The following is a 24,670-nucleotide window of genomic DNA, read 5'->3' as shown; positions in this document are numbered from 1 at the left end:
CCTGGCGCGGGCTGGAGGACCGGTCAGGCCGGGGCCGGTTCGGGGGAGGGGGGTGCGGTGGCCGGGGACGGGTCGGGGTCGGTGTCGAGGTCCCTCAGCATCTGGGGGGTGAAGCCGAAGAACCAGGTCGCGGCGAAGCCGGCCGCGTAGCCGACCGACAGGCCGCCCGCGTAGACGGCGATGGCCGTGCCGAGGCCCGTCGGGCCGTCCAGGAGCGGGAACAGGGCCCAGCCGGAGGGGCCGATGGCCGTCGAGCCGAAGCCGGCGCCCAGCTGGTTGAAGAGGCCGACGAACGCCCCGCCCGCCGCCCCGCCGACGCAGGCGGTGACGAAGGGGCGGCCCAGCGGCAGGGAGACTCCGTAGATCAGCGGTTCCCCGACGCCCAGGAAACCGGCCGGGAGCGCCGACTTGATGGTGGTCCGCAGCGACCGGTTGCGCGGGAGGCGGTAGTAGACGGCGATGGCCGCGCCGACCTGGCCCGCGCCCGCCATCGCGAGGATCGGCAGCAGCACGGTGTAGCCGGAGTGCTCGATGAGGGTGGTGTGGATCGGGATCAGGGCCTGGTGCAGGCCCAGCATGACCAGGGGCAGGAAGAGGCCGCCCAGCACCAGCCCGGCGAACGCCCCGCCGGTGGCGAGGAGCCGGTCGGCGAACCAGCCGATGCCCTCGGCGACTTCACCGGCGAGGTACATCAGGCCGAAGAGGGTGACCAGGCCGGTGAGCAGCACGGTGAGGGTGGGCGTGACCAGGTTGTCCACGGCCTGCGGGACCCAGGTCCGGCACCACTTCTCCACGTACACGGCGAGCAGCGCGGCGCCCAGGGCGCCGAGCACACCGCCCTGCCCCGGCGCGAGGTGCTGGCCGAACGCCTCGATCTTCGCGACGCCGGGGAAGACGATGATCGCGGCGACCGCGCCGCCGAGCACGGGCGTGCCGCCGAACTCTTTGGCGGTGTTGTAGCCGACGAACACGGCGATCAGGGACATGAAGCCGGACGCGATCGCGGCGAGGGCGGGGAGGACGGCCGGCAGCAGGCCGGAGTTGGTGAGCAGGCCGTTCAGGCCGGCGATGATGCCGCAGCCGATGAGGGCCGGGATGAGCGGGACGAAGATGTTCGCGATGCGGCGCAGGAGCAGTTTGACGGGGGTGGAGTTGCGCGCCGCGCGGGCTTCTTTCAGCGCTGTCCCGCGTGCTCGGAGGGCCTCGGCGGTGGCGGGGGGTGCCGGGTGTGCGGGGGACGCGGGGGGCGCGGGGGGTGCCTCCCGCACCAGCGCCTCGAACTCGGGTGTCACGCGGGCGACCGCGCCCGGGCCCAGCACGATCTGGTAGGTGTCGTCGTCCACGACGCCGAGGACGGCCGGGACGGCCTTGAGCGCCTCCTCCTGGACGAGGGCGCGGTCGCGCAGGCCGATGCGCAGCCGGGTCATGCAGTGCGCGATGGAGGTGACGTTGTCCGGGCCGCCGACCAGGGGGAGGATCGCGGCGGCCGTGGCGCGGTGCGTGTCGGATGACATGGGTCGGGTTCGCCTCGCTGCTGGTCGGTGGGCGGCTGCTGGTCGGTGGGGGTCAGCGGGTCCGGGCGAGGGCCGCGCGCAGGTGGCCGTCCGTGTCCGCGAGGAGGGCGGCGGCGGTGGGGCCGTCGACCCCGCCGAGGATGACGAGGACGGCGTTCTTGACCTCGCCGCCGGTGGCGGCGAGCGCGGCCTCGATCTCGTCGTCCGGGGCGCCGGTGGCGAGGGCGACGATGCGGCGGGAACGGGCGCGTAGCTTGTCGTTGGTGGCGCGGACGTCGACCATCAGGTTCCCGTACGTCTTGCCGAGACGGATCATGGTGACGGTCGAGATGAGGTTCAGGACGAGCTTCTGCGCGGTCCCGGCCTTCAACCGGGTGGACCCGGTGAGGAATTCGGGGCCGACGACGACCTCGATGCCGTGTTCGGCGGCCGCGGCGAGTGCGGAGCCGGCGTTGCAGGACAGCCCGACGGTGAGCGCGCCGCGCGTACGGGCGAACTCGACGGCGCCGATCGCGTACGGGGTCCGGCCGGAGGCCGAGACGCCGACGACGGTGTCGGTGGCGGTGAGGTCGAGTGCCGTGAGGTCCTCGGCGGCGAGGGCCGCGGAGTCCTCGGCGCCCTCGACGGCCCTGACCATGGCGGTGGGGCCGCCCGCGATCAGGCCGATGACCTGGCGGGGGTCGGTGTTGAAGGTCGGAGGGCATTCGCTGGCGTCCAGCACGCCCATGCGTCCGGCGGTCCCGGCGCCCGCGTAGAGGAGCCGGCCGCCGCGGGCCATGCGGGCGGCGATCGCGTCGACGGCCGCGGCGATCTGCGGGAGCCGGTCGGCGACGGCGGCCGGGACGGTGGCGTCCTCGGCGTTCATGAGGCGGACGATGTCGAGGGTGGGCAGCCGGTCGATCTCGGCGAGGTCGGGCCGGAAGGCCTCGGTGGTGAGGGCGTCGAGCTGGGCACGCAGTTCCGCGTGGGCGGTCATGGGCGGGTCCTCGCGCTGGGGGCGTCTCGCTTCGGGGGCTGAGGTCGGCACCGTATTTTCGTCCGGGGTGGGGGTCAAGGCGCCATGCCCGGGGCGGGACCCGCGGGCGAAGACGGATCGGCTTCACCCGTACTCGCCCGTACGGGTTCACAATGGGCCCATGGACCACGCGACCCCCCTTGAGCAGGCGCTGCATGCCGCCCGTGCCCTTGTACTCGCCGATCTCGTCGCGGGCGAGGTCGCCGAGGCCGATGTCGTGTCCCTCGTGGAGGACTCGGTCACGCACCGCCGCTGGTGGGTGGAGCAGTGGCCGGAGGGGGTCGACTACCTCGCCGGACTCGTCGCGCAGGACGTCCAGGACGCCCTGCTGGAGAAGTACGGGCGGTGGCCGCTGTGCCCGGTGTGCGCGCACGGTGATCCGCACGCCCTGGACGTCGAGCCGGAACTCGGGCCGGACCCGCACTGGGTGTGCTCGGAGGCCGGCGTGCGGGTGGCGGCGGTGGGCGGACTCGGCCCCGTCTTCGGCCGGCGGTGAGCGGCGGGTGACGGTGTACATAGACCCGCCGACCTGGCCTGGTCACGGCCGGATGTGGTCGCACCTGGTCAGCGACGTCTCGTACGAGGAGCTGCACGCCTTCGCGGCGTCGATCGGCTGCCCGCCGCGGGCGTTCGAGCGGGACCACTACGACGTGCCGTCGTACCGCTACGCGGACGCGGTGGCGGCGGGGGCGGTGGAGGTGGGCAGCAAGGAGCTGGTCCGCCGCATCACGGAGGCGGGCCTGCGCCGCCCGAAGGGGCGCACGGCCTGATCGGGCCCGCCCGGTCCGCTCAGGGCCCGCTCAGCGCCCGGTGAGGGCGTCGGCGTGGGCCGGGGCGGGCGTGGAGGAAGCCAGGATCCGGGAGCGGGTGGGACGGTCCAGGCGCAGGGCGAGGGCGGTCAGGGCGAGGGCGGTGACCGTCATCGCGGCGCCCGCCCAGGCGGTGGCGGCGAAGCCGAGACCGGCGTCGATGACGGTGCCGCCGAGCCAGGGGCCGCCGGTGTTGCCCAGGTTGAACGCGGCCGTGGTCGTGGCGCCCGCCAGGGTGGGGGCGGCCCCGGCGACGTTGAACAGCCGGGCGTTCAGCGCCGGGGCGGTGAAGAAGGCCGAGAAGCCGATCAGGAACGACAGCGCGACCGCCGCCACCGCGAAGGACGCGAGCAGGGCCAGCGCGACCAGGAACACCGTCGAGGCGGCGATGCCCCACAGCAGCACCCCGAACAGGTGGGCGTCCGCGACCCGCCCGCCGATGGTCGTACCGACGAGTGCGCCCACCCCGAACAGGCCGAGGGTCCACGGCACCCAAACGGAGTCCAGCCCGGCCACGTCGGTGAGCAGCGGGGACAGGTAGCTGAACGCGCAGAAGACGCCGCCCGCGGCGAGCGAGGTGACTCCGACCGACAGCCACACCTGGCGGTCCCGGTATATCCGCAGCTCACTGCGGAGCCTCGGCTTCTCGGCGGGCAGCGGGATGCGCGGGATCAGCGCCAGGATCCCGGCGAGGGCGACGGCGGAGGCCGCGCCGACCGCCCAGAACGCCGACCGCCAGCCGAGCTGCTCGCCGAGGAAGGCCCCGGCGGGGACGCCGAGGACGTTGGCGATCGACAGCCCGCCGATCATGACGGACATCGCCCGGGCACGCTGGTCCTTGTCGACCATGGCGATGGCGACGGCGGCGCCGACCGCCCAGAACCCGGCACAGGCGAGCGCGGAGACCACGCGGGAGGCGAAGAGCAGCTCGTACGAGGGGGCCAGCGCGCCCGCGACCTGCCCGAGGCCGAAGAGGGAGATCAGGCTCACGAGGGTGGTGCGGCGCGGCAGGCGCAAGGTGGCGACGGCCAGCAGCGGCGCCCCGACGACCATGCCGATGGCGAAGGCGGATATCAGCAGGCCGGCCTGCGGGATGGTGACGCCCATGTCCTCTGCGATGGGCGGCAGGAGCCCGGACAGCATGAATTCGCTGGTGCCGAGGGCGAAGACGGACAGGCCGAGGACGTAGACGGCGACGGGCATGCGGGAGCGTTCGGGGGCTGCGGGCATGTAGTGCACGAACCAGCCGGAACGGTGGCGCATTCCCGGCCCCCGTCGCATCCGTCAGGTCGCGTCCGTGAGGGCGGCCAGCTCGGCGGCCAGGTTGCGGCGGGCCGTGGCCTCCCAGTGCGCGGTGCCGTAGGGGGTGCGGAAGAGCCGGGGCAGGCCGATCAGCTGGCGCAGCACGGCGGCGCGGCCGTCGCGGAAGGCGTCGTCGGGGACGAAGCCGTACTCGGCGCGGACGGCGGCGACGTAGGCGGCGTAGGCGTCCGGGGACCCGGCGAGGACGGCCAGGTCGGCGTCGCAGAGCACCTCGCCGTTGGTGTCGCCGGGCGCCGGGTCGTGGGTGACGGTGAGGCGGACCAGCCGGGCCACCTCGGCGGTGCGGGCGGCGTCGATGCCCAGTTCGGGCAGGGCGCGCTCGGCGAGGGCGGCGCTGCGCTCCTCGTTCTCGGACCGGTCGGGCCGGTAGACGGCGTCGTGGAACCAGGCCGCGAGCTCGACGGCGGCGGGGTCCTGCGCGTGCGGCGCGAGCACGTCGATGCGGGCGAGTACGTCGGCCAGGTGCGCGGTGGTGTGGTACCGGCGCTGCGGCTCCGCCCAGGCGGCGAGGAGGCGGTCGGCGTAGGGCGTGGTGTCGAGGCCGGGGGCGGCGCCGGCGGCGGCGGTGGTGGCCTGCCAGCGGTCGCGGAGGTCTGAGGTCATGGGCACATTGTGGGGGTGGCGCGCCGGTGCTGGTGGTGGGTGGGCGCGGGCCCGTATTCTGCGATTGGACTAGACCTATTTTCCGAGGATGGGATCGATCGAATGAGCAACCGTGCGCTCCTGGAGGTGATCGCCCTCGACGTGGAGGACGCGGTCGCGGCCCAGGCCGGTGGGGCGGACCGACTCGAACTGGTCACCGACATGGCCGCCGACGGGCTCACCCCGCCGCGCGAGACCTTCGCGGCGATCCGGGCGGCGGTCGACATCCCGCTGCGCGTGATGCTCCGCCGGACGGACGGGTTCGCCGCCGGCCGGGTCGACCTCCTCGTCGCGCAGGCGCGGGAGCTGCGGGCGGAGGGCGCGCGGGAGTTCGTACTCGGCTTCCTGAACCCGGACGGCGGGCCGGACCTCGCCGCCGTCGAGGCGGTGGTGGCGGAGCTGGGCGGCTGCCGCTGGACCTTCCACCGGGCCATCGACCGGGCGGCCGACCGGGACCAGGCCCGCAAGGCCCTCGCGGACCTTCCGGGTCTGGACACGTTCCTGACGGCCGGGTCGGCGGCGGGGGTGGACGCGGGGCTGCCGGTGCTGGTGGCGGAGGCGGCGCGGCGGGGCGAGCCCGGGTACGGGGCGCGGATCCTCGTCGGCGGCGGCCTGGTGCTGGACCACCTCCCGGCGCTGCGGGAGGCGGGCATCGACGCCTTCCACATCGGCGGCGCGGCCCGCCCCTCGGGCTGGACGGGGCCGGTCTCGGCCGCCGCGGTGGCCGAGTGGCGCACGGCCCTCGGCTGAGCGACGCTCCGACGCGGAGCCGGCGCGCGGTCCTCGTCCGAGCGGCCGCGCGCCGAGGGGGCGGGGCGCCGGGTACCGCAGGGCCGTCGCGCAACGGGGTTGACGTGCCGTCAACCCCGTCGCGCGGGCGGCGCGATGCCCGGCGGCCCCGGCGGAGTCAGCAGAACTTGCTGTCCAGCGCGGCCTTCGCGCCGGCGTTGTAGCCCTTCTCGTAGTTCGGGTCGAGCTGGGTGAGGTTGTTCTGCTGGGTCATCTTGCAGTGGGCCTTCGTGTCGTCGAAGCCCTTCTGGTAGCCCTTGGAGTACTGGGTCTGCGCGTCCTGCTGCTCGGCTTCCTTGACCGTGCCGCACGTGGCCTTGTCGTCGCCCGAAGAGGCGGTCACCTTGCCGGCCGGGATGAAGCCGCTGGAGTTGAACTCCCCGTCGTCGTTGGCGGAGCCGCTGGCGATGAACCTGTTGGTGGCGGTGCCGCCCTGGACGGACACGTCCACTCCGGGTTGGGCGCTCTTGACATTGACGTCGTAGCGGCCCGGACTTCTCTCGGAGACAAGACGGCCGAGCGGGGACCACGCGACGGCTGAGGGGGCACCACGCGGCGACCATCGCACGGCGCGTGCCCGGCCCGGCGGGAACGGGGGCCCGCGGGCCTCCCGGAGCGGTGGCCCTTCACGGGCCCCGTGCCTCGTGGGCCCCGGCCCGCCGGGGCGGGCCGGGGCATCTGCACGAGGTGATTCCCTCGTCCGGCCCTCCGGGCTTCGTGTCCACCGGAGTTACGGGTGGGCCGGCATCCGGTCCGGCAGCCGCTCCCGTGCGGGGGCCGTCGGGAGCGGGGCCGCCTGGCGCGTCAGGCCAGGGCTTCGGGGAGCGGGGCCGCGTGGAGGAGGTGGAGGCCGGAGACGGCTCGGGTGAGGCAGACGTAGAGCCGGCGCAGGCCGGTGCGTTCGTCCGGTTCGCCCGAGACGACCGCCGCCGGCTCGTCCAGCACGACGTAGTCGTACTCCAGGCCCTTCGCCAGCGACGCCGGCACCAGCGTCAGCCGGGCCCGCTCCGTCGTCTCCTCGCCCGGCGCCAGGTACGGCAGCCCCGCCGCCTGAAGGGCCCGCGCCAGCTCCGGGATCCGGGCGTCCGCCGCGATCAGGCCGATCGAGCCCTCGTACCGCAGGGAGTCCTCGCACGCCGCGACCACCGCGGCGGTCAGCTCCGCGCCCGTGTCCGTCGCCGCGACCTCCGAGACGACCAGCGAGCCCGGCGTCTCACGGACCGACGACACCGCCGCCAGCCCCGGCGAGATCACCGGCAGCAGCCGTGACGCGTACGCGATCACCTCGCGCGGTACGCGGAACCCGGCCGTCAGCTCCTCCAGCACCGCCTCCGGCTTGCCCAGGTGCGCCAGCGCCTCGTCCCAACTGCGCGTCGCCCACGGGGTGGTGCCCTGCGCGAGGTCGCCCAGTACGGTCGCCGAGCCCGTCGTGCAGCGCCGCCCCACCGCCCGGTACTGCATCGGCGAGAGATCCTGCGCCTCGTCGAGCACGACGTGGCCCAGCGAGTGCGTGCGCTCCACCAGGTCCGCCGCCTCGTCGATCAGGACCAGGTCCGCGGCCGTCCACTTCGCCGACTTCACACTGCGGAACGGCTTCGGCCACAGCAGCAGCTTCTGCTCGTCGTCCGACAGGACCCCGTCCGCGTGGGCGGCGAGGAACTCCGCGTCCGACAGCAGCCGCAGCACCAGCTTCGCCGGCTCCACCGCCGGCCAGACCTCCCGTACGGCGGCCTTGACCGCCGGGTTGCGGGCCACCGCGTCCTGCACCCGGTCGTCGGGGGCCTCGCCCGCCTGCTCCATGCGGACGAGGACGGTGTGCGCGATCCGCTGCGGCAGCGCGTCGCGGGCCGCGCCGTAGCGGATGTCGCGGTCGAGGAGCTCGGAGACGATCTCCTCCAGCTCGTACGCGGGCACCCGCCAGCGGCGCGACCCGCGCACCACCACCAGCGGCTCGACGGGCGTGCCGACGTGCGAGCGGACGGCTCGGCGCAGCACCTCCGCCATCCGGGCGTCGCCCTTGACCACGGCGGTTTCGGCGGCGTCCGCGGCGCGTACCTCCAGGCCTTCGCGGGCGACGAGGTCGTCGACGGTGGCCTGCTTGACCTCCAGCTCGCCCAGGGCCGGCAGGACCTGCTCGATGTAGTGGAGGAAGGAGCGGTTCGGTCCGATGACGAGCGTTCCGGTGCGGGCGAGGCGCTCGCGGTGCGCGTACAGCAGGTACGCGACCCGGTGCAGGCCGACGGCCGTCTTCCCGGTGCCGGGGCCGCCCTGGACGCAGACGGAGCCGGACAGGCCCGAGCGGACGATCTCGTCCTGTTCGGGCTGGATCGTCGCGACGATGTCACGCATGGGGCCGACGCGCGGACGCTCGATCTCCTGCTGGAGGAGCTTGCTGACGGCGGCACTCTCGGCGGGATCGCTGAGGTGCTCGTCCTCGTACGCGGTGAGTTCGCCGCCGGTGTAGCCGAAGCGGCGGCGCAGGGCGATGTCCTGGGGGTCGGCCTTGGACGCGCGGTAGAAGGGCTGGGAGACGGGGGCGCGCCAGTCGATGACCATGGGGTCGCCGTCGGCGTCGTGGACGTGGCGGCGGCCGATGTAGAACTGCTCGCCTCCGGCGCCCTCGGCGAGGTCGGCGCCGGGTGCGTGGAGGTAGTCGAGGCGGCCGAAGAAGAGCGGGGTGTGGGCGAGGTCGGCGAGGGCCTTGATGCGGTCGTCGATCTGGCCTTGGAGGACGACCGCGTTGACCCAGTTCGCGGTGACGTCGCGGATGTCGAGGGACTCGACGTCCTCCCGCATGGCGCGGAGCGCGGCGCGGGAGGCGGTGAGGTGCGCCTGCTCGCGTGCGAGGGGGTGGGCGGCGTCGGCTTCTGCTTCGGCCCGGGCGGGGGCTGCGGGCTCTGGGGCGTGCGCGGGCACGGACTGCCTCCAACGGCTGGTGTGCGGGAGCCCGCTCCGGGGGAGCGGTGCGGTACGGACACGTGCCCGCCGGTACCGGCCGGCGGGCGCTCTCCCGATGGGGCGGAGGGAGGCGGCAAGAGCGGCGAGTGTAGTCATCGGGCGCCCGGTACGCGAATGGATTACGGGCAGGGCCGGGCCGGGGGACCACGTCCGGTGCAGGGCCGGTGACCGGATACTCCGTGTGGGTGTCATACCGGGGGGTGTCAGACCTTGGGCAGGGCCCTAGGGGCGGCCGTGCGCCCGCAGGAGGAGGCGGGAAGCCTGGCGGTTCGTCCCTCAGGGCGATGCGACATCGGGGGAGGAAACGCACCATGGATACATGAGCACCGCAACCCTCACCCCGATCCAGGGCGGCCGCCCTCGCGGCGCCACCGCCACCTCCGACCACCGTCCCCGCCACCGCGTCGGCAACGTCCTGCGCGCCGCGAAGGTCTTCGCCGCGGCCGCCGTGAGCGTCGTCGTCCTCGGTGAGTACTCCGAGGAGACGGGCCTCATACGCCGCTGATCGGGATGGCCCGCGGCGGTCGGCGCCGGTGCACGGCGGGCGGCGCCCGTTCGGGTCGTGTCGGCGTCCGGTGCACGGCTCGACGTGCCGTGAACCGGCCTGATCCCGGCGGCGTCCGGCCAGTGATCCGCTGTCGGGCCACTGCCGACCACTGCCGGGGCCACTGATCCACTAGGGTCACGCGCGTGACCCCGAGCCCCGAGCCCGCCCGCTCGCCGTCGCCCCTTTACCGCCTGCTGATCACCGGCTCGCTGCTCGCGCTGGGGGTGCTCTGCATCGCCCCGCGCGTCCCGGCGGCCAACGCCCTCGTCCACGGCTTCTCCGCCGCCGAGTGGCGCCCGCCCGCCGCCTATCCGCCGTTCGCCGCGATCCTGTTCACGCCCGCCGCCTGGCTGCCGGCCGGGGTCCTCAAGGCCGTGCTCGTCCTGGGGAGCGCGGGCCTGCTCGCCCTGCTGACCCTGTGGTCCTGCCGCCTCGCGGGACTGCGGGCCCGGCCGGGGCACGTCCTGGCCGCCACCGTCGCGGGGCTGTGGGCGGAGCCGCTGTTCCAGAGCCCGCTGCCCGGCCAGATCAACCTGGCGCTGGCCTGCGTCGCCGTCTGGGACCTCGGCCGGCCGCGCGCGGCGCTGGGCAAGGGCTTCGCGCTGGGCACCGCCGCCGGGATCACCCTGACCCCGGCGGTCCTCATCCCGTACCTGCTGCTGACAGGCCGGATCCGGACCGGCCTGACGGCACTGGCCGCCTTCGCCGGCACCGGCCTGCTGGGCCTGCTCGTCCTGCCGCAGGCCTCCGCCGAGTTCTGGACCCGCCACTTCGCCGCCGGTGGCCGGGCCCTGCTGCCCGAGCTGCCGCACCTGTGGGTCTGGTGCGTCCCGCTGCTGGCGTTCCTGACGCGCGCCGCCGGCCGCCGTCGGGGCCCGGCCGCGCGGGTGCCCCCGCCGAGGTCACCCGTCGCGGAGGCGGCGCCCCGGTGGGCCGAGCGCCGCCCGCCCGACGGCCGCCCGCCCGAAGCCCGCCCGGCCGGGGTCAGTCGCTCGCCAGCAGCTCGTCGGCGTCCATGATCCGGTAGGCGTAGCCCTGCTCCGCCAGGAAGCGCTGGCGGTGCGCGGCGAAGTCCTGGTCGATCGTGTCGCGCGCGACGACCGAGTAGAACCGGGCCTCGTGCCCGTCCGCCTTCGGGCGCAGGACCCGGCCGAGGCGCTGCGCCTCCTCCTGGCGCGAGCCGAAGGTGCCGGACACCTGGATCGCGACGGTCGCCTCCGGCAGGTCGATGGAGAAGTTCGCGACCTTCGAGACGACGAGCACGCTGATCTCGCCCTCGCGGAAGGCGTTGAAGAGCTTCTCGCGCTGCGCGTTGGAGGTCTCGCCCTTGATGACGGGCGCGTCGAGGTGCTCGCCCAGCTCGTCGAGCTGGTCGATGTACTGCCCGATGACCAGGGTCTGCTCGCCCCGGTGCTTGCGCACCAGCGCCTCGGTGACCTTCCGCTTCGTCGCGGTCGTCGCGCAGTAGCGGTACTTCTCCTCCGTCTCGGCGGTCGCGTACGCGAGCCGCTCCGAGTCGGTGAGGTTGACCCGCACCTCCACGCAGTCCGCCGGCGCGATGTAGCCCTGCGCCTCGATCTCCTTCCACGGCGCGTCGAACCGCTTGGGGCCGATCAGGGAGAACACGTCCGACTCGCGGCCGTCCTCCCGGACCAGGGTCGCGGTCAGGCCGAGCCGCCGCCGGGCCTGGAGGTCGGCCGTGAACTTGAAGACCGGCGCGGGCAGCAGGTGCACCTCGTCGTAGAGGATCAGGCCCCAGTCCCGCGAGTCGAACAGCTCCAGGTGCGGGTAGACGCCCTTCCGCTTCGTCGTCAGCACCTGGTAGGTGGCGATGGTGACGGGCCGGATCTCCTTGCGGGTGCCGGAGTACTCGCCGATCTCCTCCTCCGTCAGCGAGGTCCGCTTGACCAGCTCGTGCTTCCACTGCCGGGCCGAGACGGTGTTGGTGACGAGGATCAGCGTGGTCGCCTTCGCCATCGCCATGGCGCCCGCGCCGACCAGCGTCTTGCCGGCGCCGCAGGGCAGCACCACGACACCGGAGCCGCCGTGCCAGAAGCCCTCGACGGCCTGCTGCTGGTACGGCCGCAGCGCCCAGCCGTCCTCCACCAGGTCGATGGCGTGCGCCTCGCCGTCGACGTACCCGGCGAGGTCCTCGGCCGGCCAGCCCAGCTTGAGCAGGGTCTGCTTGATCTGGCCGCGCTCGGAGGGGTGCACGGCCACGGTGTCCGGGTCGAGCCGGGCCCCGACCAGGGGGGTGATCCGCTTGGACCGCAGGATCTCCTCCAGCACCGGCCGGTCGGTGCTGGTCAGCACCAGCCCGTGGACGGGGTGCTTGGACAGGGTCAGCCGCCCGTACCGGGCCATGGTCTCGGCGACGTCGACGAGCAGCGCGTGCGGCACGGGGTAGCGGGAGAACTCGACGAGCGCGTCCACCACCTGCTCGGCGTCGTGCCCGGCGGCCCGGGCGTTCCACAGCCCGAGCGGGGTGATCCGGTAGGTGTGGATGTGCTCGGGCGCCCGCTCCAGCTCGGCGAAGGGCGCGATGGCCCGCCGCGCGGCCCCGGCCAGCTCGTGGTCGACCTCGAGAAGAAGGGTTTTGTCACTCTGGACGATGAGAGGCCCGTTCACACGCGTCCCTTTCCGGCGTGGGGTGGTCCGCCCGGGCGCGGACGGCCAAACCTCCAGTCTGCCGTATCGCCGCGCGGTCGTGGTGGTTCGCGGGCCGCCGGGCGGGACGGTTCGCGGGCCGCCGGGCGAGGAGGACTACGCGCCCAGGTGGGGGAGGGGGCCGGCGGGGTACGCGGGTTCGGCGGGCAGGAGGGCGCGGGCGGCGTCCGGGCGGCCGGAGCGCAGGAGGGCGTGGATCTCGCGCGCGAGCGGGGTGACGTCGCGGATGGAGACCGTCCAGGTGTCGGCGTAGGCGCGGGAGGCCGGGCCCGACAGGCCCAGCTGGAGCGAGCGGTAGGGCAACGGGTTCAGGTACAGGTCCCGTTCGGGGTCCCACTGCACCCGGGCCGCCGAGCGGGACAGCGCCTCCCGCCAGGCGGCGCGGTCGGTGTGGGTGCCGGGCTCGAAGTGGGACAGGCAGGCCCCGGCCAGGGCCCGGTCGAAGCCCTCGCGGGTGATCTCGACGGCCAGCACCGTCTCCTGGTCGGCCTTGGTGGCCCAGCCGCAGCGGTACATCATCCACAGGAACGAGGGCTTGATCCAGGTCATCCGCTCGCGCTTCCAGGCCGCCGGGAAACGCCCGTCACGGGCCGCCGGGAGCCCCAGGGCGGGCGCGTACGCCTGGTAGACGGTGACGGTGGAAGCGGTGTGGGCGGCGCGGATCGCGCGGGTCGGCTGTGCGGACATGCCCCCAGGGTGCGGGGTGCCCGGGCCGCCGGGCCAGCGGTTTTACCCCCGGACAGCCCTCAGACCTGGTCCTCCGCGAGTTCCGCCACGCCCGTGATGCGGTGGAGGGCGAAGGTGCGGACCTCGTCCGCCGTGTGGTCGTAGCCGGTGACGAAGCCGCCCTCCACCCGGACCGGGGCGATGACGCGCTGGCTCGCCGCGCCTTCCGCGTTCACGTACCCGATCCACACCGCCGAGCCGGTCAGCGCGGCCGCCTGCACCGTCGCCAGGGTCTCCGCCGCGCTCGTGCGCGGGAGGTCACCGGGGCCGCTGCCGCCCGAGGGGGTGGCGGCGGGCTCCTTGCGTACCGCCGTCGCCGCCAGGTCGCCCGCGCGGATCGCCCGCACCGCCGCCCCGAGCAGGGTCGCGTCCGGTACCGGCGGGCCGTCCGGCACCGGCGCGGGCGCCGACCGCGCCGGGGAGCGGTGCGCGTCCGCCCGGGCCACCAGCACGTCGCCCGTCCGGGACTCGGCGGCCGGGGCGTAGCCCATCGTGCGCAGCCCGTCGAGCAGGGTTCCCGGTTCGGCCTGCGCGGCCAGCACCGTCGGAGCGAGCCTGCGCAGCCCCAGCCCGGCGGAGCGCTTGTCGGCCAGGATCTCGTTCAGCATGCCGTCGTCGTCGCAGCGCAGGTACGAGGAGGCCGCGCCGACCCGCAGGTGCCCGTGGCGCCGGGCCACGTCGTCGATCAAGTACGACAGCGGCTGCGGGACCGGGGTGCGGCTGTGCTCGGCGAGGAAGGCGTGCAGGTCGACGGCGGTGTGCCCGGCGTCCAGGGCCCGGCGCACCGACCCGGGCGTGAAGCGGTACACCGTCGCCCCGCCCTTGGACTCCACCTCCGCCAGCACCGCCAGGGTGTCCCCGAGCGGCCGCCGCAGCGGGCCGGGTGCCACGGCCGTCAGGTCCGCCTGGAGCAGGACGTGGTCCACCGGTTCCGGCAGCTGCGGGGCGAGCACCGGCGCCGGGTCGCGGCCCTCCAGCAGGGCGCGGCCGAACGCGCTGAGCGCGCCCCGGCCGGTGACGCCGAGGACCTCCGCCTCGGTCAGCGTCCACCGCGCGAGGCGGGCCCGCAGATCGCTGGTGCCGCGCGGCGGCCGCTCCCAGGCGAGCCGGGCCAGCAGCGCGTCCGGCTCGGGCGAGCCGCCCTCCGGCAGCTCGGCGAGGAGCGCGAGGACCCGGTGGCGGACCTCGGCTGCGGCCGAGCGGTCCAGCTCGGGGCCGAGCGCCGACAACGTACGCCCCTTGCTGTCCTGTTCGCCGACCAGCCCGGCCGTGCGGGTCGCCGGCAGCCACGCCCGGACCAGCACCGACCAGCGCTCGGCGGGCGGGAGTTCGAGCCACCCGTCGAAGGCGGGGGTGGGCGCGTACCGCTCGTCCGCCTCGGCGTCACCGGCCACCAGTCCGGCGGCGTAGGCGAGTTCGGCCCAGAACGCCGCCGACTGCTCGGTGGTGTCCAGGGTGGCCGCGGTCCGCTTGAGGTCCCGTACGGACAGGCCGCCGGCCCGCAGCACCGGGGGACCGGCGTGCTCCCAGGACTTGACGAGCTCCTCCACGGTCGACAGCGCCGCCAGCGCCTGGCCCGCCGCGTTCGCGTCCACAAGCTGTGGACGGTGCTCGCGGTGCAGCCGCACGGGGGGCGCGACCGGCTCCGTCACCCGGTGCGCGAGCCCGCCGCGCAGGTGCAGCGCCACCTCCCGGGGCAGTACGACGGTGCGCGCCGAGGCGGGCAGCAGCAGGCCCCGGTCGCGCAGCCAGCGCACCGGCGGGGTCGGATCGGGGGTCACCTCCCCGTACGGCGGCCCCCACACGAGCCGGCCCAGCACCTGGTGGGCCTCCGCCGGGGCCTGGTCCAGCAGCGCCGACATCCGCTCGGGGTCGGTGAACAGGGCGGTCAGTGCGGACACGGCGGAGACGGGGTCGTGGGTGGCGGGCAGCCCGGCGGTCGCCACGATCTCCTGGATCCGGGTCGGGGACATCCCGGAGGTGGCCTCGGCGACGGTGGGGCCGAGCCCGGTGGGGGAGGGGCGGGTCGGGGAGGGGGCGAGCAGCTCGCGGGCGGTGCGGACCAGGCGGAGCCGGTCGTCGTCCCCCCACACCAGGGCCTGGTCGCGCAGGGTGCCCAGCGCCCCGGGGAGGGCGGAGCGGGCACCGTTGTCCTCGCCGGAGCTGCCCGTGTCACCGGCCAGCAGCGACTCCAGCACCGGGTACGGGCAGGGGTCCGGGGCCACCGCGAGGGCCTCGGCCGTCTGGAGGGCGAACCGGTCGAGGCGGTCCAGGGCGCGGACCACGGAGGCGCGGGTCCCGGCCCGGGTGGCGAGCTGGGTGACGTCGCCGGGCACCGGGGTCAGCAGGTCCGGGCGGGCGTGCAGCAGCGCGGCGAGGGCCACGTCGTCGCGGGCGCGCAGCGCCTCGGCGAGGGAGCGCGGGGCGGCGGCCGCCGGGGTGCGGGCTTCCGCAGTGCGGGCCTGGGCGGTGCTTGGCTCCGCGGTGCTTGGGTCGGGCACGGTCGCCTCCTGGTCGCGTCGGCCGGTCCGTCGGCCGGTCCCCATCCGGTCAACGGTATCCGCTGCGGTCTGCGTTGCGCCGCCAGCGGCTCCACGGCGTACGCGCTACCTTCGGGTCAGGCGGGACGGGAGGAGGCGGGGCGTGGGGATCGAGAGCGACCAGCTGGTCTACGAATACCTGAGCAGGGTCGGGGACTTGGCGCAGCGCAGGCAGCTGTCGTCGGGGGACCGGATGCGGCTGGTGGCGGGGCTGCGGGACGAGATCGACCGGCGGCGCGCCAAGTACGAGCCGGAGACGCCGGCGGCGGTTCGGCGGATCCTGGAGCGGATCGGAACGCCGGAGGAGGTGCTGGCGGGGGCGGCGGGGGCGTCGGCCTCGCCGGAGGTGCGCCCCGCGCCGCCCGTGCCCGCCGTGCCGGAGCAGCGGGTCGGCGGCCGCGGGGGCGTGCGGCGCAAGCTGCTCGGCGGGGAGCCGGGCGTGCCCGAGCCGCGGGCGGCGGAGAACGTGCCGCCGCACCTGGCCGGGCTGGACGAGCTCGGCGACGGGGACGACGGCGAGCCGGACTGGTGGCGGCTCGGGCCCGGCGGGTACGGGGCGGGACCGCAGGTGGAGGGGTTCGCCGGGGGGATCGAGATCCCGGACCGGTTCGGGGAGGACGAGGACGCCGAGGACGCCGAGCCGGAGGCGGCCCCTGCCACCGGGGCGGCGCCGGGTACGTCGTCCCGGGTACGGGTGGTCGTACGGGCCCTGCGGGAGCGGCGGAAGGCCGTCTCGGCGGGGTCGGCGCCGGTGCCGGCCGCGGTGCCGGTTCCGGTGGCGGCCTCCCGGCCGAAGCCGAACGCGTTCCTGCTGCTCGCGGCGGTGGTGCTGGTCGCGGGGGCGGTGTCGGGGTACTGGCTGGTCCTGGCGGTCGGCTTCCTGCTGCCGTACGCGTCCCGGGTGCTCGGGCCGACGGAGCGCAAGGCGGTGGTGTTCGGGGTGCCGGGCGTGGTCTTCACGGGCGCCGTGGTGTGGCTGTGGGGACGGCACGCCGGGCGCTGGGGGGAGGCGCTGGGGGACCAGGAACTGGGGGCGGTCTTCCAGGACATGTGGCCCGTGCTGGCGCGGGTGTCCGGCGTGGTGGCGGCGGCGTACGTGGCGTGGCGCGCGCGCCGGGCCTGAGGTGCGCATGCGGCGCCGCGGCGCTGCGGGCCGGTTCGTCTGCGGCGCCGCTGCGCGAAGCGGCTGCCCCGGCTGCGCCGGGCTTTCCGGGGCTCCGCCCCGCGCCCCGCGCCTCAAACGCCGACGGGGCTGGGTTCGCTCGAACGCCGGCGGGGCCGGGTTCGCTCGAACGCCGACGGGGCCGGGTTTGCTCGAACGCCGGCGGGGCCGGGTTGCAGGGGCGGCTGCCCGGTCGGAGGGTCCGGGGTGGCCGGATTCAGGGCGGACCGGGCTGAAAAGGAATCACCGCAGGGGGGTGGATTTCGGACTTAACGGCCGGTAAGCGGTGGTGGGGTTTCCGGTTGGTTCGACACGGCGTCATGGATTACTTGAGGAGGCCTATAGCGGAAGGGGGGTTCTGGGCTGACAAGTCCCTACATTTCATCCCCCGGCCGTCCGGGGCCGAGCCCGCGCCCCCTCCGGCCTGACCGGTCTCGGCACAATGGCTCGCATGAGTTCCGAGACGCCCCCCACCGCACCCCCCGTCCCGCAGTTGACGGTCGGATTCGACCTCGACATGACTCTCATCGACTCCCGCCCCGGCATCAGAGCCAACTACCAGGCGCTTTCCGCGGAGACCGGCACCTTCATCGACGCCGACGAGGCCGTCACCCGGCTCGGGCCGCCGCTGGAGGAGGAGCTCGCCCGGTGGTTCCCCGAGGAGCAGATCCCGGCGATGGTCGACCGGTACCGGGAGATCTACGCCACGCACGCCATCCACTCCACCCCCGCGATGCCCGGAGCCCGTGAGGCGATCAAGGCCGTGCAGGGGCTCGGCGGCCGGGCGATCGTCGTGACCGCCAAGAACGAGCCCAACGCCCGCATGCACCTGGAGCACCTCGGCATCGAGCCCGACGCCGTCATCGGCTGGCTGTGGGCCGAGGCCAAGGCGGAGGCCCTGCGGGAGTACGGGGCGCAGGTCTACGTCGGCGACCACGTCGGCGACGTACGCGGGGCGCGCGCCGCCGGCGCGGTGTCGGTGTCCGTGCCGACCGGCCCCTGCCCTGAGCCCGAACTGCGCGCGGCCGGTGCCGACGTCGTACTCACGGACCTGACCGCGCTGCCCGAGTGGCTGGAGGAGTACGTCCGTACCCGCGAGGTCTGACCCGCGGCCCTCAGCCCGTGGCGGTCCGGGACTCCCGGGCCGCCCTGCGCTGCGCGGCGGCGGAGCGGACCACGCCCGCCGCCGAGACGGCGAACCCGACGCCCATCAGCATGCACACCGCCCACGCGTACGACGGGAACGGGTCGGTGCCGAGGAACAGCGGCGCCATCGTCACCAGCGTGGCGACGGCGCCGACGATGAACACGATGCCGCCGGCCCGGACCAGTCCGTCGCCCGGCCGGGGCGCGTCGTCGTGATCGGGATGAGGAGTAACAGTCACCCCACCAGGGTAGTTCCCTGGCCGAAGCAGCGGTGCGGGAAGGACCGGGTAACGACTTGTCACCCGTTTCCTGAGCATTAGCCTGGAGGTGGCGGGTCAGGGGACCCGCTGCACTGCTGTCCGGAGCCGTCACACGGCCCTTCGGACCCGACACGCACAAGAACAGAGGACGGACGTGCCTACCGGCAAGGTCAAGTGGTTCAACAGTGAGAAGGGCTTCGGCTTTCTCTCCCGCGACGACGGCGGGGACGTCTTCGTCCACTCGTCGGTGCTCCCCGCCGGGGTGGACGCCCTCAAGCCCGGCCAGCGCGTCGAGTTCGGCGTGGTCGCCGGGCAGCGCGGTGACCAGGCGCTTTCGGTGACGGTGCTGGATCCGGCGCCGTCCGTCGCGGCCGCCCAGCGCCGCAAGCCGGACGAGCTCGCCTCCATCGTGCAGGACCTGACGACCCTGCTGGAGAACATCACGCCGATGCTGGAGCGCGGCCGCTACCCCGACAAGACGCACGGCACGAAGATCGCCGGGCTGCTGCGGGCGGTCGCCGACCAGCTCGACGTCTGAGACGGTGTGACGCCGGTGCCCCGCCCCCCTCGAAGGGGGGCGGGGCACCGGCGTTCGCGGCTACGGGAAGCGCAGCGCGTCCGGTGCGATGGCCGGTACCAGACCCTCCGCGGCGGCCCGGGTCAGCAGCCCGCGGACGGCCGCGTACCCGTCGACGCCGAGGTCCGCGGTGAACTCGTTGACGTACAGCCCGATGTGCTGGTCGGCGACGGCCGGGTCCAGCTCCTGCGCGTGCGCGCGCACGTAGGGACGGGACGCCTCGGGGTCGTCCCAGGCCATCCGCACCGAGGTACGGGCCGACTCGGCCAGCGCACGCAGCGCGTCCGCGCCCAGCGAGCGCTTGGCGATGATCGCGCCGAGCGGGATGGGCAGGCCGGTGGTGCCCTCCCAGTGCTCGCCCATGTCGGCCAGACAGTGCAACCCGTAGTCCGGATAGGTGAACCGGGCCTCGTGGATGACCAGCCCGGCGTCCACCCGGCCGTCGCGCACCGCCGGCATGATCTCGTGGAACGGCAGCACCACCACCTTGCCGACCGGCGCGGGCAGCACGTCGGCCGCCCACAGCCGGAACAACAGGTACGCGGTGGAACGCTCGCTCGGCACGGCGACCGTCTTCCCCGCGAGGTCCGTGCCCGGCTCACGGGTGAGCACAAGGGGGCCGCAGCCGCGTCCCAGCGCCCCGCCGCAGGGCAGCAGCGCGTACTCCTCCAGGACCCAGGGCAGCACCGCGTAGGACACCTTGAGCACGTCGAGCTCACCGCGCTCGGCCATGCCGTTGGTGACGTCGATGTCCGCGAAGGTGACGTCGAGGGCGGGGGCGCCCGCGACCCGGCCGTGCGCCCACGCGTCGAAGACGAAGGTGTCGTTGGGGCACGGCGAATAGGCGATGCGGACCGGAGTGCCGCCGATGGCGTCGACGCGGGTGTCAGGGCTGCCGCTCATGGTGTTCTCCCCAGTGGACGAGTACGGGTCCCAGCGCGCGGAAGCCGTCGGCGAGCGCGGCCAGCGCGTCCCCGATCCGCCAGGCGTCCCGGTCGCGGGGCCCGACGGCATTGGACACCGCCCGGACCTCCAGGACGGGCAGCCCGTGTGCGGCGGCCGCCTCCGCCACGCCGAAGCCCTCCATGGCCTCGGCGCCGGCGAGGGGGTGCCGGGCGGCGAGCCCGGCGGCCCGGGCGGCGGTACCGGTGACGGTGGAGACGGTGAGGACGGGCGCGAGCAGCGCGCCGGTGGCCTCGGCGGCCCGGGCGGCGAGCTCGGCGGGCGGCAGGTGCACGCTGTGGCCGAAGCCGAGCGCGTCCACCGGCAGGAACCCGTCGGGCGTCTCGGCCCCGAGGTCGGCAGCGACGATCGCGTCGGCGACGACGAGGGAGCCGGGCGGGGCGGCGGGCGGGAACCCGCCGCCGATGCCGGCGGAGACGACGAGCGCGTAGTCGGCCAGCGCCAGCGCGGTGGCCGTGGCGGCCGCGACGGCGGCCGGCCCGACGCCGCCGACGAGCACGTCGGCGGCGAGACCGGGCAGGTCCCGGCGGTGGATCGGATACCGGCCGGGCAGGGTGCGCGGCTCCGGGGTGACCGGATCCGGATGAGGGGTCAGACCGGCGGTCACGGAGTCTGCCTCCGCGGCCACGGCGGTCACGATGAGCACGCGCACGGTGCGGCTACTTGAGCTTGACCTTGAAGGTCCAGACGGCGAGCGGCTTGCCGTCCGGGCCGACCTGGACGAAGCCCAGCATCTTCGAGGCCGGGGCCTCGCCCTGGCCGCCGGTGGCGAAGACGTCGGCGCCCGCGAAGCTGCGGTAGGTGTTCGCGGAGGGCTCGGTGATCGGCTGTCCGTCGAGGACCGCCTGCCACTTCTTGTCGTCCTCGACGACGGCGGGCTCGACGCCCAGGCGCAGCGTGTCGCCGCGGCCGTACTCGATGGTCTTGGCGTCCTTGACGTTGGCGAGGCAGGCCTGGACCTTCTCGACGGAGAGTTCCTCGCCCTTGGCGGGGCGGCAGGCGGCCTGGGAGGACACCGTGGAGCTGCCGACGGTCACGGTCGCGAGGGGGGTCGGCTTGGCGTTGTCGCAGGCCGAGATGAGGAGGAGGCCGGCGGACACGGCTCCGAGGGCCGCGACGCTGCGGCGGGCCCTACCCGGGATAAGCGGTGCGGTCATGAGCCGAAGGCTATCGGGCCGGTCGGCCGCACCGCCGCACGGGGGTGTTCAGGCGTGGCTGCGGCGCCGCTGCGCGGTGCGGCCGCCGGTGTCGGCGGGGCCGGTTCAGGCCACCCTGGGGCGGGAGGAGCCCGGCTGGTGGTGGGGGGTGGCGAGGCGGCCGCGGAGGGCCAGGGTGGTGCCCGTGGCCACGACGGCCGCCGCCACCGACATGCCCAGTACGCCGTTCAGCGGCAGCACGATGCCGATCCCGCCGCCCAGGACCCAGGCCATCTGGAGCAGCGTCTCCGAGCGGGCGAAGGCCGACGTGCGCACCGACTCCGGGACGTCGCGCTGGATCATCGCGTCCAGGGAGAGCTTCGCGAGGGCCTGGCAGAAGCCCGCCGTGGCGCCCAGCACCGCCACCAGCAGCCCGCTGAAGAACACCGCCGCCAGCACCGCGACCCCGAGGGTCACCGTCAGCACCACCGCGATGATGGTCTCCGGGGCCCGCGCCCGCAGCCACGCGCCCACCGCCGTACCGCCCGCGTTGCCGACGCCCGCCGCCACGCCGACTATGCCCAGCGACACCGCCGCGCTCTGCCCCGCCAGGGGGTGCTCGCGCAGCAGGAACGCCAGGAAGAAGATCAGGAACCCGGACAGCACCCGCATGGCGGCGTTCGCGAGCAGCCCGCACAGCACCGGCCGGCTGATCGTCCGCAGCCCCGGCTTGCGCGAGTGCGCCTCGTGGCTGGACAGCCGGGCGCGCCGTTCCCCCTTCGCCTCGTCCACCTTGTGCGGCAGCGTGAACGCCGCGAAGGTCCCCCAGATGAAGATCGCGCAGGCCCCGTACAGCGGCCACGGCGGTCCGATCGCCTGGAGCCCGGCCCCGACCGGCGCCGCCGCGCCCGTGGCCAGCAGCCCGGCCAGCGTGACCCGCGAGTTCGCCTTGACGAGTGAGAACTTCGGCGGGAGCAGTCTCGGTACCACCGCGCTGCGCACGACTCCGTACGCCTTCGACGCGACCAGGACCCCCAGCGCCGCCGGGTACAGCTCCAGTCCGCCCGTGGCCACCGCGCCCGACATCATCACCGCGAGCAGGGCCCGCGCGAGCATCGCGCTCGCCATCGCGGCCCGCCGCCCGTGCGGCAGCCGGTCCAGCAGCGGACCGATCACCGGGGCCAGCAGGGTGAAGGGGGCCATGGTGATGGCGAGGTACAGGGCCACTCGGCCGCGTGCCTCGTCCGTGGGGACGGAGAAGAACACCGTCGACGCCAGGGCCACCGTGATCATCACATCGCCGGCGCCGTTGATGGCGTGCAGCTCGATGAGTTTGCCGAGCCCCGATTCGCCCGCCCCGTGCGCGTGCGTGGCCCGCCGGATCCCGCGGGCCGTCCCGGTGATCGGGAGGTGCAGGGCACGACCGACGGCCCGGCCGGCCCGCCTGGCCGGTCCCGGGCCGTCGGCGGACGACCGTACGGGTGTCACCTGGCCATAGTGCCCCACTCGGCCCTCACGGACCCCTCCCGGCGCGTTTCGGGCACCTGGCCGGACCGGGTTGTCCGCGAATCGGACCTTGCATGTGGGCCGAAGCCGTCGGAGGAGGTAGCGTGCGTAGCGCGCCACCGGCGGTTGCTCTTGGCCGCGCGCCTCTTCGCGATCCCGCAGAATGGATTGCAGGTAGGTGCGCCCGAGGCCGATCGGGCGCGGACGTCGACGCGGCCCTCTGGTCCGCTCCGCCCGCGCTACGTACGGACAAGACCGACGGGTCGTTGTGGACGACAGTACGGACGGCGCACTCGTGAGACGGCGTAGGAGAGAACGAGACCTGTGAGTGCTGCGACGACGCGAAGCCGTACCCCCGACCGCCTGTGTGCCGAGGCGGTAGACCTCGCCCGTGCGGCGGCTGAGGAGGCCGCCGCCCCCGGAGTGGTGGGCGGGCATGTCTCCGTCGTCTCCGAGGGCGACCGGGTCGTCACCCACTTCTTCGAGTGCAAGGACCCCGCCTACCGGGGCTGGCGGTGGGCCGTCACCGTGACGCGCGCCTCCCGCGCGAAGCTCGTCACCCTCGACGAAACGGTGCTGCTCCCGGGCGACGACGCGCTGCTCGCCCCCGAATGGGTGCCGTGGAGCGAGCGGCTCCGACCGGGTGACCTCGGCCCCGGCGACCTGTTGCCGACCGAGGCCGACGACCTGCGCCTGGAGCCCGGCTGGACGGGCGAGGACGCGCCGCCGCCCAACTCGGTGGTCTCCGAGGAGATGGCCGAGCTGGTCGAGGCGGAGGACGCGGACGTCACGGACCGGGTCGTCGTGCCGGTACGGGGCTCCATCACCTCGGTCGCCGAGGAGCTCGGCATGCGCCGGGCGCGGGTGCTGTCGCGGTACGGGCTGCACACGGCGGCCGACCGCTGGGACGAGGCGTTCGGCGCGAAGACCCCGATGGCGCAGGCGGCGCCGGCGTCGTGCGTGTCGTGCGGGTTCCTCGTCAAGGTCGGCGGCTCGCTGGGGCAGGCCTTCGGGGTGTGCGCGAACGAGTTCAGTCCGGCGGACGGGCGGCTGGTGTCGCTGTCCTACGGGTGCGGCGGGCATTCGGAGGCCGCGGTCATGCCGAAGCCGTTGCGGCCGGCGCCGCCGGTGCTGGACTCGATGGGCTCGGACGAGTTCGTCCTGCGCCCGGCCGAGGACACCGGGTCGGTGCCGGTGGCGGACCTTCCGCCGGCGGACCTGGGCCACTCCTGACGGGTCCGGCAGCGCACGGGCCGTCGCGCCGCCGCCCAGCTGCGCGGCCGCCGGGCTGCGCTGCTGTCGGGCCGCGTGGTCCCGGCCGCGGCCCCGGACTCAGCGGCCCCGGCGGCGGACGAGACGGCGGCCGGCCAGGACCAGAGCCGTGGCCACGAGGAGGGTCAGGGCGCCCTTGGTGAAGGTGCCGGGCTGCGGTTCCTGCTTCGCGGGCGCGGCCGGGGTGCCCGGGGCCGGCCCGGCCGACGGGGGCGGGGTGGTCGCCGCCGGACGCAGCGGTACCGCGATGACCCGGCTGTTCGTCCCCTCCGAGCCGAACATCAGCGCCGAGCCGTCCGCCGAGTACGTCACCGACTCCGCCTGTCCCTGCCACGGCGCGGCCACCGCCTCCCCCGGGCCCTGCGGCCGCCCGTCCTTCCACGGGTACGTCCGCGCGAAGAAGTACCCGCGCAACGTCAGCCGGCCGCCGTCCGGGGAGAACGCCCCGTCCGTCACCCACGGCACGTCGGCGATCCGCCGGAACACGTTGGTGCCGTCCGCCGAGAGCCGCTCGGGCCCCTCGTAGAGCCCGCCCGTCCGCTCGTTCTTGCTCGCGATGTAGACCCTGCCCGTCACCGGATGCACCATCAGCGCCTCCGCGTTGCGCGGGCCGTCCGCGTACCGCACCGTGAACTGCTCCGCCTTGACCGTCGCGTCCCCCAACTCCCTTGGTTCCGGGAAGCGGTAGATCCAGACGTGGTCCCAGGTGCCGTCCCTGTTGTCCCCGATGTCAGCGACGTACAACTGCCCGTCCGGGCCCAGGGAGATCGCCTCGACGTCGCGCGGCCGCCCGATCCCCGTCAGCGTCACCCGCGCCACCGTCCGGCCGGTCGCGGAGTCGACCGCGTACACGTACGGGCCGTCGTCGCTGTCGTTGTGCGTCCAGTAGACGCCCGGGTGGATGCGGCTGGCCGCGAGTCCGCTGGACTCCGTGATGCGCGGGTCCTGGATGGTGAAGTCCGAGGCCCCGGTAGCGGCGGACGCCGCCACCGGGGAGGCGGTGAGGACGAGGGCGGCGGCGAAGGCGGTCGAGATCGGCAGCAGGCGCATTCCCCAAGCCTGCCAGGCCGTCCGGCGTGGCGGGCATCACAGCTGCCGGGGACCGGTGATCCGCGATG

At 74.8% G+C, this 24,670-nt stretch carries 24 protein-coding genes; 9 read left to right on the top strand and 15 right to left on the bottom strand.

Features of this window, described 5'->3' with window-relative positions; all coding sequences use genetic code 11:
- Nucleotides 1–23: 23 nt before the first annotated feature.
- Both ACIA6C_RS10375 and murQ read right to left on the bottom strand, forming a co-directional pair.
- Entirely contained in the window at nt 24–1,514 is a 1,491-nt protein-coding gene (locus ACIA6C_RS10375) for a PTS transporter subunit EIIC (protein WP_399274253.1), read from the bottom strand.
- A gap of 52 nt (nt 1,515–1,566) precedes the next feature.
- Nucleotides 1,567–2,490, bottom strand: a complete 924-nt coding sequence (gene murQ, locus ACIA6C_RS10370) for an N-acetylmuramic acid 6-phosphate etherase (RefSeq protein WP_399274251.1) — start codon at nt 2,488–2,490, stop codon at nt 1,567–1,569.
- A 160-nt stretch (nt 2,491–2,650) separates the two neighbouring features.
- Here murQ and ACIA6C_RS10365 point away from each other — a divergent pair, with 160 nt between their 5' ends.
- Nucleotides 2,651–3,025 (top strand): hypothetical protein, encoded by a 375-nt coding sequence (locus tag ACIA6C_RS10365; protein WP_399274249.1) that lies wholly within the window; start codon nt 2,651–2,653, stop codon nt 3,023–3,025.
- Between the two features lie 7 nt (nt 3,026–3,032).
- Nucleotides 3,033–3,299 carry a DUF4031 domain-containing protein gene (locus ACIA6C_RS10360; protein WP_361134550.1) on the top strand — a complete coding sequence of 89 codons (267 nt, stop codon included), beginning with the start codon at nt 3,033–3,035 and terminating at the stop codon, nt 3,297–3,299.
- 30 nt (nt 3,300–3,329) lie between these two features.
- On the opposite strand, the gene ACIA6C_RS10355 is transcribed toward ACIA6C_RS10360, so the two are convergent.
- On the bottom strand, nt 3,330–4,541 hold the full coding sequence (locus tag ACIA6C_RS10355) for a Cmx/CmrA family chloramphenicol efflux MFS transporter (RefSeq protein ID WP_399274561.1): 1,212 nt from the start codon (nt 4,539–4,541) through the stop codon (nt 3,330–3,332).
- Nucleotides 4,542–4,622: 81 nt separating this feature from the next.
- Nucleotides 4,623–5,264, bottom strand: coding sequence for a hypothetical protein (locus tag ACIA6C_RS10350; protein WP_399274247.1), 642 nt, complete (start codon nt 5,262–5,264; stop codon nt 4,623–4,625).
- Between the two features lie 102 nt (nt 5,265–5,366).
- Here ACIA6C_RS10350 and ACIA6C_RS10345 point away from each other — a divergent pair, with 102 nt between their 5' ends.
- Nucleotides 5,367–6,053, top strand: a complete 687-nt coding sequence (locus tag ACIA6C_RS10345) for a copper homeostasis protein CutC (RefSeq protein WP_399274245.1) — start codon at nt 5,367–5,369, stop codon at nt 6,051–6,053.
- 157 nt (nt 6,054–6,210) lie between these two features.
- Here ACIA6C_RS10345 and ACIA6C_RS10340 read toward each other — a convergent pair whose 3' ends face one another.
- Both ACIA6C_RS10340 and ACIA6C_RS10335 read right to left on the bottom strand, forming a co-directional pair.
- Entirely contained in the window at nt 6,211–6,537 is a 327-nt protein-coding gene (locus ACIA6C_RS10340; RefSeq protein ID WP_399274243.1) for a hypothetical protein, read from the bottom strand.
- A gap of 359 nt (nt 6,538–6,896) precedes the next feature.
- On the bottom strand, nt 6,897–8,888 hold the full coding sequence (locus ACIA6C_RS10335) for a HelD family protein (protein ID WP_399274559.1): 1,992 nt from the start codon (nt 8,886–8,888) through the stop codon (nt 6,897–6,899).
- A gap of 481 nt (nt 8,889–9,369) precedes the next feature.
- Here ACIA6C_RS10335 and ACIA6C_RS10330 point away from each other — a divergent pair, with 481 nt between their 5' ends.
- Together ACIA6C_RS10330 and ACIA6C_RS10325 are read left to right on the top strand one after the other, a co-directional pair.
- Nucleotides 9,370–9,555, top strand: coding sequence for a hypothetical protein (locus ACIA6C_RS10330; RefSeq protein WP_361134538.1), 186 nt, complete (start codon nt 9,370–9,372; stop codon nt 9,553–9,555).
- A gap of 185 nt (nt 9,556–9,740) precedes the next feature.
- Entirely contained in the window at nt 9,741–10,616 is an 876-nt protein-coding gene (locus ACIA6C_RS10325; RefSeq protein ID WP_399274241.1) for a glycosyltransferase 87 family protein, read from the top strand.
- On the opposite strand, the gene ACIA6C_RS10320 is transcribed toward ACIA6C_RS10325, so the two are convergent.
- The 3 genes from ACIA6C_RS10320 to ACIA6C_RS10310 form a co-directional block, all read right to left on the bottom strand.
- Nucleotides 10,582–12,225, bottom strand: a complete 1,644-nt coding sequence (locus ACIA6C_RS10320) for a DNA repair helicase XPB (protein WP_190182814.1) — start codon at nt 12,223–12,225, stop codon at nt 10,582–10,584. The two genes, ACIA6C_RS10325 and ACIA6C_RS10320, sit on opposite strands and share 35 nt — an antisense overlap.
- Nucleotides 12,226–12,360: 135 nt before the next feature.
- Nucleotides 12,361–12,951: a DUF4291 domain-containing protein gene (locus ACIA6C_RS10315; RefSeq protein WP_399274239.1), complete on the bottom strand. Its 591-nt coding sequence runs from the start codon at nt 12,949–12,951 to the stop codon at nt 12,361–12,363.
- Nucleotides 12,952–13,010: 59 nt separating this feature from the next.
- Nucleotides 13,011–15,536, bottom strand: a complete 2,526-nt coding sequence (locus ACIA6C_RS10310) for a helicase-associated domain-containing protein (RefSeq protein WP_399274237.1) — start codon at nt 15,534–15,536, stop codon at nt 13,011–13,013.
- Between the two features lie 97 nt (nt 15,537–15,633).
- On the opposite strand from ACIA6C_RS10310, the gene ACIA6C_RS10305 reads away from it, so the two are divergent.
- Nucleotides 15,634–16,653: a hypothetical protein gene (locus ACIA6C_RS10305; RefSeq protein WP_399274235.1), complete on the top strand. Its 1,020-nt coding sequence runs from the start codon at nt 15,634–15,636 to the stop codon at nt 16,651–16,653.
- 490 nt (nt 16,654–17,143) lie between these two features.
- Nucleotides 17,144–17,797 (top strand): HAD family hydrolase, encoded by a 654-nt coding sequence (locus ACIA6C_RS10300; protein ID WP_366079516.1) that lies wholly within the window; start codon nt 17,144–17,146, stop codon nt 17,795–17,797.
- A gap of 10 nt (nt 17,798–17,807) precedes the next feature.
- On the opposite strand, the gene ACIA6C_RS10295 is transcribed toward ACIA6C_RS10300, so the two are convergent.
- Nucleotides 17,808–18,077: a hypothetical protein gene (locus ACIA6C_RS10295; RefSeq protein ID WP_366079515.1), complete on the bottom strand. Its 270-nt coding sequence runs from the start codon at nt 18,075–18,077 to the stop codon at nt 17,808–17,810.
- 175 nt (nt 18,078–18,252) lie between these two features.
- On the opposite strand from ACIA6C_RS10295, the gene ACIA6C_RS10290 reads away from it, so the two are divergent.
- Nucleotides 18,253–18,636, top strand: a complete 384-nt coding sequence (locus ACIA6C_RS10290; protein ID WP_030961842.1) for a cold-shock protein — start codon at nt 18,253–18,255, stop codon at nt 18,634–18,636.
- Between the two features lie 60 nt (nt 18,637–18,696).
- On the opposite strand, the gene ACIA6C_RS10285 is transcribed toward ACIA6C_RS10290, so the two are convergent.
- From ACIA6C_RS10285 to ACIA6C_RS10270, 4 genes are all read right to left on the bottom strand, one after another.
- Nucleotides 18,697–19,578, bottom strand: a complete 882-nt coding sequence (locus tag ACIA6C_RS10285; RefSeq protein ID WP_399274232.1) for a 1,4-dihydroxy-6-naphthoate synthase — start codon at nt 19,576–19,578, stop codon at nt 18,697–18,699.
- Nucleotides 19,562–20,290, bottom strand: a complete 729-nt coding sequence (locus tag ACIA6C_RS10280) for a futalosine hydrolase (protein ID WP_366079513.1) — start codon at nt 20,288–20,290, stop codon at nt 19,562–19,564. Before ACIA6C_RS10280 ends, ACIA6C_RS10285 begins: the two co-directional genes overlap by 17 nt.
- A gap of 7 nt (nt 20,291–20,297) precedes the next feature.
- Complete coding sequence (locus tag ACIA6C_RS10275) at nt 20,298–20,795, bottom strand: DUF2771 domain-containing protein (protein ID WP_366079512.1); 498 nt, start codon at nt 20,793–20,795, stop codon at nt 20,298–20,300.
- Between the two features lie 105 nt (nt 20,796–20,900).
- The gene (locus ACIA6C_RS10270) at nt 20,901–22,262 is read right to left on the bottom strand and encodes an MFS transporter (RefSeq protein WP_366079511.1); all 1,362 of its coding nucleotides are present in this window, start codon (nt 22,260–22,262) and stop codon (nt 20,901–20,903) included.
- Nucleotides 22,263–22,604: 342 nt separating this feature from the next.
- Here ACIA6C_RS10270 and ACIA6C_RS10265 point away from each other — a divergent pair, with 342 nt between their 5' ends.
- A complete protein-coding gene (locus ACIA6C_RS10265; RefSeq protein ID WP_361134502.1) occupies nt 22,605–23,513 on the top strand; it encodes a DUF3027 domain-containing protein in 909 nt (302 codons plus the stop codon).
- A gap of 99 nt (nt 23,514–23,612) precedes the next feature.
- Here ACIA6C_RS10265 and ACIA6C_RS10260 read toward each other — a convergent pair whose 3' ends face one another.
- The gene (locus ACIA6C_RS10260; RefSeq protein ID WP_399274229.1) at nt 23,613–24,602 is read right to left on the bottom strand and encodes a WD40 repeat domain-containing protein; all 990 of its coding nucleotides are present in this window, start codon (nt 24,600–24,602) and stop codon (nt 23,613–23,615) included.
- Nucleotides 24,603–24,670 lie beyond the last annotated feature (68 nt).

Origin of the sequence: Streptomyces sp. NPDC051578, from assembly GCF_044454045.1 — a bacterium.
Classification (GTDB): domain Bacteria; phylum Actinomycetota; class Actinomycetes; order Streptomycetales; family Streptomycetaceae; genus Streptomyces.
Note: the sequence above shows the minus strand (reverse complement) of the source record. Positions and strands in the feature narration are given on the sequence as shown.